General features: G+C 64.6%; 11 protein-coding genes and 2 tRNA genes. 11 read left to right on the top strand and 2 right to left on the bottom strand.

Features of this window, described 5'->3' with window-relative positions:
• Positions 1-445 precede the first annotated feature (445 nt).
• From ACXJY8_RS13850 to ACXJY8_RS13810, 9 genes are all read left to right on the top strand, one after another.
• Positions 446-1,810, top strand: a complete 1,365-nt coding sequence (locus ACXJY8_RS13850; RefSeq protein WP_463769791.1) for an ABC1 kinase family protein — start codon at positions 446-448, stop codon at positions 1,808-1,810.
• Positions 1,811-1,934: 124 nt separating this feature from the next.
• Positions 1,935-2,228, top strand: coding sequence for an aa3-type cytochrome c oxidase subunit IV (locus tag ACXJY8_RS13845; RefSeq protein WP_055955629.1), 294 nt, complete (start codon positions 1,935-1,937; stop codon positions 2,226-2,228).
• A gap of 70 nt (positions 2,229-2,298) precedes the next feature.
• Positions 2,299-3,438, top strand: coding sequence for a Re/Si-specific NAD(P)(+) transhydrogenase subunit alpha (locus ACXJY8_RS13840; protein ID WP_463780620.1), 1,140 nt, complete (start codon positions 2,299-2,301; stop codon positions 3,436-3,438).
• A gap of 17 nt (positions 3,439-3,455) precedes the next feature.
• Complete coding sequence (locus ACXJY8_RS13835) at positions 3,456-3,905, top strand: proton-translocating transhydrogenase family protein (protein ID WP_108035050.1); 450 nt, start codon at positions 3,456-3,458, stop codon at positions 3,903-3,905.
• Between the two features lie 3 nt (positions 3,906-3,908).
• Positions 3,909-5,306: an NAD(P)(+) transhydrogenase (Re/Si-specific) subunit beta gene (locus ACXJY8_RS13830; RefSeq protein ID WP_463769789.1), complete on the top strand. Its 1,398-nt coding sequence runs from the start codon at positions 3,909-3,911 to the stop codon at positions 5,304-5,306.
• A gap of 247 nt (positions 5,307-5,553) precedes the next feature.
• Positions 5,554-7,242 (top strand): single-stranded-DNA-specific exonuclease RecJ, encoded by a 1,689-nt coding sequence (recJ, locus tag ACXJY8_RS13825; RefSeq protein WP_463780616.1) that lies wholly within the window; start codon positions 5,554-5,556, stop codon positions 7,240-7,242.
• Between the two features lie 68 nt (positions 7,243-7,310).
• Positions 7,311-7,394 (top strand) — tRNA-Tyr (locus ACXJY8_RS13820).
• A 71-nt stretch (positions 7,395-7,465) separates the two neighbouring features.
• A tRNA-Gly gene (locus ACXJY8_RS13815) sits at positions 7,466-7,539 on the top strand.
• A 705-nt stretch (positions 7,540-8,244) separates the two neighbouring features.
• The gene (locus ACXJY8_RS13810; protein WP_463769788.1) at positions 8,245-8,910 is read left to right on the top strand and encodes a sugar transferase; all 666 of its coding nucleotides are present in this window, start codon (positions 8,245-8,247) and stop codon (positions 8,908-8,910) included.
• Positions 8,911-9,056: 146 nt separating this feature from the next.
• Here ACXJY8_RS13810 and ACXJY8_RS13805 read toward each other — a convergent pair whose 3' ends face one another.
• On the bottom strand, positions 9,057-9,416 hold the full coding sequence (locus tag ACXJY8_RS13805; RefSeq protein ID WP_463769786.1) for a hypothetical protein: 360 nt from the start codon (positions 9,414-9,416) through the stop codon (positions 9,057-9,059).
• Between the two features lie 282 nt (positions 9,417-9,698).
• On the opposite strand from ACXJY8_RS13805, the gene ACXJY8_RS13800 reads away from it, so the two are divergent.
• Together ACXJY8_RS13800 and mutS are read left to right on the top strand one after the other, a co-directional pair.
• Complete coding sequence (locus tag ACXJY8_RS13800) at positions 9,699-10,001, top strand: hypothetical protein (protein WP_463769784.1); 303 nt, start codon at positions 9,699-9,701, stop codon at positions 9,999-10,001.
• A gap of 158 nt (positions 10,002-10,159) precedes the next feature.
• Positions 10,160-12,913, top strand: a complete 2,754-nt coding sequence (gene mutS / locus ACXJY8_RS13795) for a DNA mismatch repair protein MutS (RefSeq protein WP_463769783.1) — start codon at positions 10,160-10,162, stop codon at positions 12,911-12,913.
• 99 nt (positions 12,914-13,012) lie between these two features.
• On the opposite strand, the gene ACXJY8_RS13790 is transcribed toward mutS, so the two are convergent.
• Complete coding sequence (locus ACXJY8_RS13790; protein WP_463769781.1) at positions 13,013-13,549, bottom strand: retropepsin-like aspartic protease family protein; 537 nt, start codon at positions 13,547-13,549, stop codon at positions 13,013-13,015.
• Between the last annotated feature and the right edge of the window lie 216 nt (positions 13,550-13,765).

Raw genomic sequence — 13,765 nt, 5'->3', positions numbered from 1 at the left:
AGAAGCCAAGAGATTCGGTTAGATTGGCGGGCGACGAAGTCCTATAGCGATCTTCAGGTCGAATCCGTAGAACGAGACGATGCCTTTTCGAGAAAATATCATCGGGTTGAGAAGACTGAATCGTCGCTTGATTGGTAGCGGCATATGCATTCAAGCATCGCGAATGCCGCTGCTCCTATATAGAATAGACCGTGCGCTGTTCCGCTGGCATCGATCGCGTCCTCGGATCGTGCACACTGGTTTTCCTGCGGGAGATCCTAAGCCTTGGTGATCATCCGGTGGCGCAGCTCGTGAATTTGATCCAGACTGTGTTCACGCAGCGGACACGTGAGGATTGGCTGGAATCCAGGCCGTCGAGCCGCGACCCATGAGCCCGCTGCCCTGGCAGGCGACGCGGCTGCGCTTATCTCGGGAAAAGCTTTTCCCGACGAGTTGATTGATCCCAATGGCCGACACCGATCGTGAAGCCAACCGCTTCTCCGCCAGAGCCAGCCGCTATGCCCGCGTCGGCGCCAATGTCGGCGGGGTGGCGGCGCGGATGGCCGGCGCCAAGCTGTTCGGCAGTAAGGAAGCACCGACCAACGCGGCGGCCCTGGCGCAAGCCCTCGGTGGCCTGAAAGGTCCGATCATGAAGGTCGCGCAGCTACTGGCCACGGTGCCGGATCTGCTGCCGCCGGAATACGCCACCGAACTTCAGAAGCTTCAGGCCGATGCGCCGCCGATGGGGGCGGCCTTCGTGAAGCGCCGCATGATGGCCGAGCTCGGAACAGATTGGCAGCGCCGCTTTCAGAGCTTCGACCTGAAGCCCGCTGCGGCGGCGTCCCTCGGACAGGTCCATCGCGCCACGGCGCAGGATGGTACGCACCTCGCCTGCAAGCTCCAGTATCCCGATATGCAGTCGGCGGTGGAGGCCGACCTGAAGCAGCTCGAAGTGGCCTTCGCGTTGCACCGTCGGCTCTCGTCCTGGCTCGACACCCGCGAGATCGCCAAGGAAATCGGCGCCCGGGTGCGGGAGGAGCTCGATTATGAGCGCGAAGCCAAGCACGCTGTCCTCTACGGCAACGTTTTACGCGACGTCGACGCGGTACGGGTCCCCGCCATCCACAAGGATCTCTCGACGAAACGCCTGCTGACGCTCGGCTGGCTCGAAGGCCAGCGGATCCTGGATTTTGCCGATGCGCCGGTTGAGATCCGCAACCGGTTGGCGCAGTCGATGTTCAAGGCTTGGTGGCATCCATTCAGCCGCGCCGCGGTCATCCACGGCGATCCCCACCTCGGAAACTACACGGTCTTCTCGGAAGGCGGTGAAGCACAGGGTATCAACCTGCTTGATTATGGCTGCGTCCGCATCTTCCATCCGCGTTTCGTCGGCGGCGTCGTCGACCTGTACCGGGGTCTCCTCGACAACGACAACGCTCGGATCGTGCACGCTTACGAGACCTGGGGTTTTAAGAACCTGAACAAAGAGCTCGTCGAGATCCTCAACATCTGGGCGCGCTTCATCTATGGACCGATCCTCGAGGATCGGACCCGAACCGTGGCCGATGGCGTCAAGCCCGGTGAGTACGGCCGTCGCCAGGCCTTCGAAGTGCACCAAGCTCTCAAGGCGCGCGGCCCGGTCACGATCCCGCAGGAATTCGTGTTCATGGACCGCGCTGCGGTCGGGCTCGGCGCCGTGTTCCTCCACCTTCGCTCGGAGTTGAACTACCATCGGTTGTTTGAGGCCGAGATCGATCGTTTCTCCCTCTCGGACCTCGAAGCCCGCCAGGGCGAGGCGCTGACGACGGCGGGACTTGGATTGCCGGCTTGAAAGCGTGGCCACAAAAAGCCGTTTGAGGCGATTGCGGGGCACGCATGTCGATTGCGAGCGACCTTGGCTTGCGCTAAATCCCCTTGGAACAAATCAAGATGATGCCCTAGGGGACGCCCACAAGATGGCCGATACCAAGACCGTGTCCGGCGCGCATTACAGCCCGGCGATGGATGAGAAGACCCACGAGCAGACCTATCGCGGGTTCGTTCGGTTCGTGGAGATCGGCACTGGTGTCGTGCTGTGCTGGGTTCTGGCCCTCGCCGTCGGCGGAATCCGTGAGGCTTGGCTAACGGCCATCTTCGGCGTGATCCTGTCTGGTGTCGCCGGTGCGGTCGGTGCTCTCGCACCAGCCATCGGTTGGAAGGCCCCTCTGGCGGTCGGTATTCTGCTCGCCCTCTATCTCGCCTTCGCCTGACCCTCTCCGAACGACATCTTGACTGATTTTGCGGGTCGCCTTCGGGCCGTCCTCTAAGGAGCATTCCTGCATGCGCATCGCTGTATTATCGGAAACCGATCCCGCGGAGCCGCGGGTTGCGGCGGTGCCAGAGACGGTCAAGAAATTCATCGGTCTCGGAGCCGATGTGACCGTGCAGTCCGGAGCCGGCCTTAAAGCTGGGGTCCCGGACTCGGAGTACGAGGCCGCCGGGGCGTCCATCTCCGGTTCGGCCGCGGATGCGGCCGGGTCCGCCGATCTCGTGCTCAAAGTGCGCCGCCCGTCCGCCGATGAGATCGGCCTGCTGAAGCGCGGCGCCAGCGTCATCGCGATCATGGATCCCTACGGCCACGAAGCCGAGCTCGGAGCCATGGCGGATGCCGGTCTCGATGCCTTCGCGATGGAGTTGATGCCCCGCATCACCCGTGCGCAGGTGATGGACGTACTGTCCTCGCAGGCGAACCTCGCCGGCTACCGCGCCGTCGTCGACGGCGCTGCGGAGTATGGCCGTGCCATGCCGATGATGATGACTGCCGCCGGGACCGTTCCGGCCGCCCGCGTCTTCGTCATGGGCGTCGGCGTCGCCGGCCTTCAGGCGATCGCCACCGCGCGTCGGATGGGTGCGGTCGTCACCGCGACCGATGTGCGACCCGCTACCAAGGAGCAGGTCGAATCCCTCGGCGCGAAGTTCGTCGCCGTCGAGGACGAGGAGTTCAAGCAGGCCGAGACCTCCGGCGGCTATGCCAAGGAGATGTCGGCGGAATACAAGAAGAAGCAGGCCAATCTCGTCACGACCCACATCGCCAAGCAGGACATCGTCATCACGACGGCGTTGATTCCCGGTCGGCCGGCTCCTCAGCTCGTCTCGGAGGCGATGGTCGCCTCGATGAAGCCGGGTTCGGTCCTCGTCGATCTTGCCGTCGAGCGCGGCGGCAACGTCGAGGGCGCCAAGGCCGGTGAGGTCGTTACCACCGAGAAGGGTGTCAAGATCGTCGGCCACCTCAACGTACCAGGCCGCCTCGCGGCCACGGCCTCCAGCCTCTACGCCCGCAACCTCTACGCTTTCGTCGAGACGCTGATCGACAAGGAGGCCAAGACCCTGGCGGTCAAGTGGGACGATGAGCTCGTCAAGGCGACCAACCTGACCCGTGACGGTCAGGTCTCGCATCCCTCGTTCCAGCCCAAATCCTGATCCCGCCGGAGGATACGATGGCCACGCTTCCCCCCGATCAGGCCGCCGAGCAGGCGCGCGCCGCCGCCGCTGCGGCCCGAACCGCTGCCGACATAGCGCAGCAGCACGCGCTTCAGGCGCAGAAATACGCCGACGGATTGGGTCACGGTCTCAGCGCCGTGACCCACGGCGCCGTCGACCCCACGGTATTCCAGCTCGCGATCTTCGTGCTGGCGATCTTCGTCGGCTACTACGTGGTCTGGTCTGTGACCCCGGCCCTCCACACCCCTCTGATGTCCGTCACCAACGCGATTTCGTCCGTGATCATTGTCGGTGCGCTCCTGGCTGCCGGCGTTCCGTACGTTGAGCATGGCACCGGTTGGGCCCGTTTCTTCGGTTTCGTCGGCATCATCCTCGCCAGCGTGAACATCTTCGGCGGGTTCCTCGTGACGCAGCGCATGCTCGGCATGTACAAGAAGAAGGCCTGAGACATGTCCCAGAACGTCTCATCCCTTCTCTACATCGTCTCCGGCGTCCTGTTCATCATGGCGCTGCGGGGGCTCTCGCATCCGACGACATCGCGTCAGGGCAACCTGTACGGCATGATCGGCATGGGCCTCGCCATGCTCACCACCCTGGTCGGTCATCCGCCGGCCGGGCTCGGGGCTTGGGTCATCGTGATCCTCGGCCTCGCGATCGGTGGTGGTGCCGGCGCGGTGATCGCCAAGCGCGTACCGATGACGGCCATGCCGCAGCTCGTCGCCGCCTTCCATTCGCTTGTCGGCCTCGCCGCCGTGATGGGTGCGGCCGCGACCCTCTACGCCCCGCAGGCAGTGGGCATCCTCGAAAACGGCCACATCCACAAGGAGTCGCTGTTCGAGATGGCGCTGGGCGTCGCCATTGGCGCCATCACCTTCACGGGCTCTGTCATCGCCTTCGCCAAGCTCGACGGGCGTATGTCCGGCAAGCCGATCATGCTGCCCCAGCGTCATCTCATCAACATCGGCCTCGGTATCGCGCTGGTGGTGCTGATCGCGATCTTCATCGGCAGTGAGAGCAAGGCGATCTTCTGGCTGATCGTCGTGCTGTCATTCGTGCTCGGTGGACTGCTCATCATCCCGATCGGCGGGGCGGACATGCCCGTCGTGGTCTCGATGCTGAATTCCTATTCCGGCTGGGCAGCGGCCGGCATCGGCTTCACGCTGGGCAACCTCGCGCTGATCATCACTGGTGCTCTGGTGGGTTCTTCCGGCGCGATCCTATCCTACATCATGTGCAAGGCGATGAACCGGTCGTTCTTCTCGGTCATCCTCGGCGGTTTCGGTGGTGATACCGCGGCGGTGGCCGGTGGTGCCGTCGAGACCCGTCCGGTCAAGCAGGGCTCTGCCGACGACGCGGCCTACATCATGAAGAACGCCGAGCGTGTCATCATCGTGCCGGGCTACGGCATGGCGGTGGCCCAGGCCCAGCATAGCCTTCGCGAGATGGTCGACATGCTGAAAAAGGAAGGCGTGGACGTGAAATATGCGATCCACCCCGTCGCCGGCCGCATGCCTGGCCACATGAACGTGCTGCTCGCCGAAGCGAACGTGCCCTACGACGAGGTCTTCGAACTCGAGGACATCAACGGTGAGTTCCCGCAGGCCGATGTGGCTTTCGTGATCGGCGCCAACGACGTCACCAACCCGGCCGCCAAGACGGACAAGGCCTCGCCGATCTACGGGATGCCGATCCTCGACGTGGAGAAAGCCAAGACCGTGCTGTTCATCAAGCGCGGCATGGGTTCCGGTTACGCCGGCGTCGAGAACGAGGTGTTCTTCCGCGACAACACCATGATGCTGTTCGGCGACGCCAAGAAGGTGGTCGACAGCATTCTCAAGAACCTCTGATCGGCAGTTCGGGCGACGGTCCGAACGACGTTCAGGTCACGCTCCATGAGGGGCCGGCGCAGGTTCGCCGGCCCCTTTCTCGTTTTAGGATGCAGCCCTGCGGTGCGCATGGCGCTATGATCCCTCCGTGTCAGCCGCCATCGCCATCCACACGCCCCGCGCGTTCCTCGATGTGACCCGTTCGGTCCTCGGCCGGCCCTGGCGAGACCGGTGCGCCGATCCCGCCCTCCAAGCCTATGCGGCGACGATGGTCCAGGCACATGCCCTCCCCGAACTTCTGGCGCGGGTCCTGGCCGGTCGCGGGATCCGACCATCCGAAGCCGATGCGTACCTCCAGCCGCGCCTTCGCGACCTGATGCCGGACCCGGATTGCCTCGTGGATATGCCGGCGGCCACCGAACGACTCGCTCAGGCGGTGCTGACCGGCGAGCAAGTCGCGGTCTTCGGCGATTACGATGTCGACGGGGCCGCCAGCGCTGCGCTCCTGGCTGGATACCTGCGAAGCGTCGGCCTGACGGTTCAGATCCATATCCCCGACCGGATCACGGAGGGCTATGGCCCCAACGTTGCCGCCGTGGAGGCTTTACGGGCGGCCGGTGCCACGCTGCTCGTCACTGTCGACTGCGGGACCAGCGGGCATGCCCCCCTCGAAACCGCAGCGGCCTTCGGCCTCGACGTGGTCGTACTCGATCACCACGGCGCACCCGAGCACTTGCCGCCGGCCCGCGCCGTCGTGAATCCGAACCGTCTCGATGATCTTTCCGGTCTCGGACATCTCTGTGCCGCCGGTGTCGTTTTCCTCACCCTGGTGGCTCTCAACCGCCGCCTCCGGCGAGAGACCGGCTACGCGGATCAACTGCCCGATCTCGCCGCTGCCCTGGACCTCGTCGCCCTGGCGACAGTGGCGGACGTGGTGCCGCTCACCGGCCTCAACCGCGCTTTTGTGGTCCAGGGTCTTAAGGTAATGCGGACCCGTGGTCGCGTCGGCCTTGCAGCGCTTCTGGACGCCGCATCCCTGACCGAGCCGCCGGAGGCCTGGCACCTCGGGTACCTCGTCGGACCGCGCATCAATGCCGGCGGCCGTATCGGAGATGCGGGCCTGGGCGCGACTCTCCTCACCACGTCGGATCCCGCCGAGGCCGCACGAATCGCGGCGGAACTCGACCGGCTCAATCGCGAGCGGCAGGTGATCGAAGCCGAGGCGGTCGCCGCCGCGGAGGCCGAGATGGACCATGCCCTCATCCTCGATCCGGACCGGCCGGTGCTGGTAGCCGCCTCGGCGGACTGGCATCCCGGCGTCGTCGGGCTCATCGCGGCTCGTCTAAAGGAACGCTTCGGTCGCCCGGCCTTCGCCTTCGCCCTGCGGCCGGACGGTACCGCCACCGGCTCGGGCCGTTCGATCGTGGGGGCGGATCTGGGGGAGGCGGTTCGGAGCGCGGTCGAAGCGGGCCTTGCCCTTAAGGGTGGCGGCCATGCCATGGCGGCAGGCGTCACGCTGCCGAGCCCAGACGTCAGGGGCTTTCGTGACCACCTCGCGGCGTCGCTGTCCGCGACCGTGGCAGAGGCACGGGCGGTGGAGGCGCTGCTCGTGGACGGGGCGATGAGTGCGGGCGGCGTCACGGCCGAGCTCGTTCGCACGATCCACCGGGCAGGCCCTTTCGGATCCGCTGCGCCGGAGCCGACCTTCGTCCTCCCGCGCCACCGCCTCGTCGACGCCGCGGTCGTCGGCAACGGGCATGTGCGAGCTCGCCTGCGTAGCCGCGATGGCCAGGCCATCGGTGCCATCGCGTTCCGTGCCGCGCAGGGACCTCTCGGACAGGCCATCCTTTCTAGCATCGGTCGCGAGGTGCACGTCGCCGGCACGCTCTCGGTGGACACTTGGCGCGGAGCCGAACGGGCGCAAATGCGGATTTGCGATCTCGCGTATTTCGATTGATCGACGCGGTTGACTCGGCGTCGAGCGGTCATCATAAGGACGGCGCGCCGTCGAGAGGCGGTCGGTTTGGGGGAATGTCCCGAGCGGCAAAGGGGGCGGACTGTAAATCCGCTGCGTAAGCTTCGTAGGTTCGAGTCCTACTTCCCCCACCAAACCTTTACCGAGATCCCGAGCTCTTTCGGGCTGTCTCGAGCCTCGGTGACCTGCTACGAAGGTCGGCGATGCGGGTGTAGCTCAATGGTAGAGCAGCAGCCTTCCAAGCTGAATACCCGGGTTCGATTCCCGGTACCCGCTCCAATCTCTCCGTTGACGACGTATTGAGCCTGGCCAGCATCATGTGAACTGTGCCATCGGTGGGATTTATTATTTAAATCCGCCCATTATTGTTTTCGTCGAGGCGCCGTCTAGTACCGAATTTAGGATCGGTGTGCTTGCGGGGATTTATGTAAACGCTGAGTAGTGTTTTGTCCTGTAGAGGTTTTCTGAATACAGCAGACAGATAGTAGCTGCGTTGCGAATTTTTGATCGGCGTCGTAGGTCAAAGACTTGTATTGAGCACTTAAATTCCAGATCTGTGCGCGCGGTCAACTAAGATTTGCGATTTGCGAGGGCGCGATTTCGATTGCTTCTCTGTCATATTCAGATGATTGCTTGATCATATGTTTCAAGCCTTTGTCATAATTTTTGAGACCATACTTATAATAGGTCTGCGTTACGATAAGTACGACCTTACATGAATTTAAATAATATTCATGCGCAGAAAGCTGTAAATGCCTTTATATTTCATTTTTCCAGGGCGGCAATGTGCATTTTGATGCAATTACTCGCCTCCGCGCCGTCGAAATTCCTTAGTATGGTTTATGAGATATGTGGACCGATCTTTGCTGAGGAAAGATCGGTTGCCAATCTTTGAAGCGAAATGGGACGGAACTGCCCCGTTTCGCTTCAGCGCCAACGGGCTGATGCGAACCGATGTCTGCTTATCCAGAGGGCTCCGTCACGATGGACACCACTTCTGCTCGGAAGAGCCTCGCGGCCGGATCGGACACCGCCGTCCTGGCCCGGTCGCGCCCGAGCCTGTCCGCCGTCCGTCCCGCCCTCGATCCCGCCCTGGCGGCCCTCGCCCTGTTCCTGGTGGCCCCGCTGCTGATCCTCGTGGCCCTGCTGGTGCGCCTCGACAGCCAGGGCCCGGTCCTGTTCCGCCAGACCCGCACCGGCAAGGACGGGCGCCCCTTCCAGATCTACAAGTTCCGCACCATGCGGGTGCTGGACGACGGGGCGGTCGTGCACCAGGCCACGCGCGGCGATGCCCGGGTGACCCGGGTCGGCGCCCTCCTGCGCCGCACCAGCATCGACGAGCTGCCCCAGCTCCTCAACGTGCTGCAGGGCGACATGGCCCTGGTCGGCCCGCGCCCCCACGCCCTGGCCCACGACCTCTACTACGGCGCCGAGATCCCGACCTACCGCCACCGCTTCGCCGTCAAGCCCGGCATCACCGGCTGGGCCCAGATCAACGGCTCGCGCGGGCCCACCCCCACCCTGGCCGACATGCAGCGCCGGGCCGCCCTCGACCTGTGGTACATCGAGAACCAGAGCCTGCGCCTCGACCTCCAGATCCTCGTGCGCACCGTCCTGGCCGAAATCACCCGCCGCACCAACGCCTTCTGAGCCTGACGCGAGACGCGGATCGGGTCCTTCAGGGGGGGGCGCTGTCGGAAGCACGACCTAAAGGCGGGAACGGAACTGGATTTATTTCTACAGTCTTCGTCAAACCAATCGGAGCTTAGGGATGCGCCGTGGCCCTATCCGATGCCTTAAGAGGTCAGAGGATTGAAATGGTGAAAGACACGGTGACGATCCATTTCCAGGATTCCGTGGTCTCGTCGGATCGACCAGACGATCAATCCTTTCTCCAGAAACTCACCTGCTACTGCTAACGCTTCTTCTTCGCCGCGCAGAGCGAGGTAGACGTGAGGCGTGATGTCTTCTTCCGTCGTTCCGGGGTCAACTGGCTCACTCCAATGGACAGTCCAGGACAATGTAGGATTCCTTTCGCGTGCCAACCCCGCGCGACCGATGGAACGGGGTTCGATGTCGGTTACATCCGCTTGCATCGAGTGAATGATGTAGTGATGCATTGGTTTAGGAAGACAGGCAATGAACGCGCCGACCACGGACAGTTCCGTTGCATCGCTACCGTTTCATGTCGAATGGCGAGCCGGTCGATCCGACTGAACGATGACAGGGCTTGATGCCGTAACACATTGACGATCGCATACCGTCGGACAGAGGACGCTGACATCCTATCCGAGCGAAGGCGGCCGGACCCGTTATCAATACGTTTCTCATGAGCACAGCCACCGCGATTGAATCCTTCCCGCTCCGGTGCTGGATTGGGAACGGATTCATTTCAAAGAACTTGTTGGCTGGATGCGCAATCGGCGCGTCGACGGAAGATGGAACTCATGACCAAACTTGCGATCGCTCTGGCCGCCAGCACGTTGCTCGGTGCCATCGGATTGACGTCCGCCTCGGCCGCTCCCGCGATGCCGGCACCCGCTGCCGCCGTGGCCGGTGACCAGGGCATCGATCAGGTGGTTTACCGCCGTCACCATCATGGCATGCGCCACCATCGTCACCACCGCGGCATGCACCGCATGCCGCGTTCGCGCATGATGAGCGATCCAAATTCCCGCAACCCGTCGCAGCCCGGCTACCAGCAGCAAAAGGGCAACACTTCGGGCGGCCCGCGCTACTGATAGCTGTTCAAGGTCCAGGCGAACGGTGTCGATCGGGGGCTGGTGTGCAGGGCACGCCGGCCCCCTCTCGTTGGGAGACGGGTCTCGCCCCGGTTTCTCCCCAGGCCAAACGCAGCGCCGCGATGATCCTAACGCGTGCGCTCTGCTATGCTGGCGTCATGTCACAGCGTCCCGCCCGCTCCGTCGCCAAGACCGGTTCCGCCCCGTCGGACTACACCACCAGCGCTGCCGTCCTCGATACGGCCGGTGCCACACCGATGATGGCGCAGTACATCGAGATCAAGGCCGCCAATACGGACTGCCTCTTGTTCTACCGGATGGGCGACTTTTACGAGTTGTTCTTCGAGGATGCGGAGATCGCTTCGCGCGCTCTTGGGATCGTGCTCACCAAGCGCGGCAAGCACGGGGGCGCCGACATCCCCATGTGCGGCGTTCCCGTGGACCGCTCCGACGATTATCTCAGCCGCCTCATCGCCCTCGGTCACCGCGTCGCCGTCTGCGCGCAGACTGAGGATCCGGCCGAGGCGAAGAAGCGGGGACCAAAATCCGTCGTCCGACGTGAGGTCGTTCGCCTGGTCACGCCCGGAACCATCACGGAAGACCGGTTGCTCGACCCCACCCGCGCCAACGTCCTGCTGGCGATCGGCCGCCGCAAGGCCGGCGAGACCGCCTCCGTCTACGGCCTCGCCGCCGTGGATATCTCTACCGGACGCTTCTCCCTGAGCGAGGTGCCGGCCGGCGAACTCGGTTCGGCGATCGCCCGCCACGATCCGCGCGAGATCGTCCTGTCTGAGGCGATCCATTCCGATCCGTCCCTGGCGCGGCTGTGGCGCGAATGCCCGGCGCCCGTGACCCCGCTGGCCGAGGCCGAGCTGGAACCGTCTGCAGCCGAGCGCCGGATCAAGGCACAGTTCGGAGTCTCTACCTTGGAGGGGTTTGGCCAGTTCGGACGGGCCGAGATTGCCGCTGCCGGAGCTGCTTTGCTCTACATCGAGCGTACGCAGATCGGTGCACGCCCGACCCTGTCGCCGCCGACGCGGGAAAACTCCGGTGCATCTCTCTCGATCGATGCGTCCACCCGCGCCAACCTCGAGCTCACCCGAACCCTCTCCGGCGAACGCAGGGGCAGCCTGCTCGACGCTATCGACCGGACCGTCTCCGCCGGCGGGGCCCGTCTCCTCGCAGAGCACCTCGCTGGGCCCCTGACGGACCTCGAAGCGATCCGACACCGACATGCGGCCGTGGAGTTCCTGGCCGACGACGCTGCGACCCGCGCGGCTTTTCGCGACAGCCTCGCCCGGGCGCCGGACCTCGCGCGCGCGCTCTCGCGTCTCGCCCTCGGACGGGGTGGCCCGCGCGATCTCGCAGCCCTGCGCGATGGCCTCGACGCGGCGCAGGACCTGGCGGTCCGCTGTGCGACCCTCGACGGCCTGCCGGAGGACCTCGTTACTGCTGCGACCCGGCTGGCGGCGGTGGACCGCACCCTGGCGGCGGAACTCCGCGCGGCACTGGCCGACGACCTCCCCCTGAAGCGTCAGGATGGTGGCTTCGTGCGCGCAGGCTTCGATCCCGAGATCGACGAGAGCCGCCTGCTCGGTCAGGATTCGCGAAAGGTGATCGCTGCCCTGCAAGCGCGCTACGCCGAGGAGACCGGCTGCCGCACGCTGCGGATCAAGCACAACAACATGCTTGGCTACTACATCGAGGTGCCGCAGGGGGTGGGCGAGGCCTGCCTGAAAGGCGTGATGCGCGAGACTTTCATTCATCGGCAGACCATGGTCGATGCGATGCGCTTCACCAGTGTCGAGCTCGGGCAACTCGAAAGCCGGATTTCGGGCGCGGCCGACCGAGCACTCGCCCTGGAAAGCGCGGTATTCGATTCGCTAGCGGGACAGGTTCTCGCGCAGGCGGCCGCCATTGCGGCGGTGGCCGAAGCGCTGGCATGCCTCGATGTGGCGGCCTCGCACGCGGAATTGGCGGTCGAACGCGACTGGCGCCGGCCCCAGGTCGACGAGAGTTACGCCTTCGTGGTGGAAGGCGGCCGCCACCCGGTGGTGGAGGCGGCGCTACGGCTCTCCGGCGCGCCGTTCATCGCCAATGACTGCGACCTGTCGGGGGAGGGACGCGGACGCATCCGACTCGTCACGGGGCCGAACATGGGCGGCAAGTCGACCTTCCTGCGCCAGAACGCTCTGATCGCCGTACTGGCGCAGATCGGAGCCTTCGTGCCGGCGACGCGGGTTCGCCTCGGCCTCGTCGATCGGCTGTTCTCCCGTGTCGGTGCCGCCGACGATCTCGCGCGCGGGCAATCGACCTTCATGGTGGAGATGGTCGAGACCGCCGCGATCCTGAACCAGGCCAGCCGGCGCTCTCTCGTCATCCTCGACGAGATCGGCCGCGGAACCGCCACCTTCGACGGCCTCTCCATCGCCTGGGCCTGTCTGGAGCACCTGCATGAGCAGAATGGCTGCCGGGCCCTATTCGCCACCCATTTTCACGAACTCACCGCGCTCGGACAGCGTCTCTCTCACCTCGACAACGCGACCCTGCGGGTGGCCGAGCACAAGGGCGAGGTCGTCTTCCTGCACGAGGTCGTCCCGGGCGTGGCCGAGCGTTCCTACGGGCTTCAGGTGGCCCGGCTAGCAGGCCTGCCCGCCAGCGTCATCGCGCGGGCGGGATCGATCCTGAAACATCTCGAGAAGGCCGAGCGCGACCGCCCGTCACGCCCGCGTATCGACGACCTGCCGCTCTTTGCCAACCTTGCGCCGCCGCCCATGCCGGAGCCCGCTCCCGAGGCGCGCGACGATACGCTGCGCCGCGCACTCGACGCCATCGACCCGGACGCCCTGACGCCGCGCGAGGCCCTGGAGGCTCTGTACAGGCTCAAGGCCGTCGGCAGGCAGGGTGATTAGGGCCGGGCCCGAAAATCTCGTCGTGTCGTGCCCAGGATTGGGAAGGAGCGCCTGGGTCATCCGCCATGCTTCCCGAGCTGACCTTGAGGGCCCGCCAACTCACCCGCGCAGGGTGAGCCTGCCGCCATTCATGCTGAATTCGTTCAATCGCTTCAGGAACGACATACCGAGTAGGCTGGTGGACAAGCGCCCGCGCGGCATCACCATGCCGTTGACACCCTGAACGGTGATGGTGCCGATCCGCATCTCGGGAATTCGGATTGCCGCTGCCATGGTGATACCGTTTGCGGTCTGAACGGGGACGCGGAAGTCGCTTTCGCTGACCCGCAGTCCGGCGCGCTGCGCATCCTCGTAGGTCAAGGCACAGGTCGTAGCGCCGGTATCAACGAGCATGCGCAGCCGCTGCCCGTCGATCACGACATCCGTCGAAAAATGGCCCTGCGCGTCTGCGAAGAGCGTCATGGTGCTCGGGCCGCTTCGGGCGGGTGCGGGGGGCGAACGCTCCGCCAGCGGCGTGGCGACCGTGGCGCTCGCTGGCGCCGGGCGCTGGAATCGATCTGCCAAGCCGACAGCCCAGATTGCCGCTGCCGCCGTCACGCCGAGCGCCCACACGATCGGTCGCGTCATCGAATCCATCCCTCTCCCAAGCTGAAGGCTAAGACAGGAAGGGTAAACGAGCCGTCGGCAGCGGGTCGCATATTATGCGCGATCGCGGGTGACCCTGCCTTATGGTGTCGAAGTCGCTGATGGTCGCAATCGGATCGCGGGAGTTCAAACCGAGCCAGTTGCAGGCAAAGTGGGCGGCGACCGCGGATGGAAAGGTGTCCCATCCGGTGCCTGCAACTCGCTTCA

The organism is Methylobacterium sp. TK31 (assembly GCF_055361545.1).
Note: the sequence above shows the minus strand (reverse complement) of the source record. Positions and strands in the feature narration are given on the sequence as shown.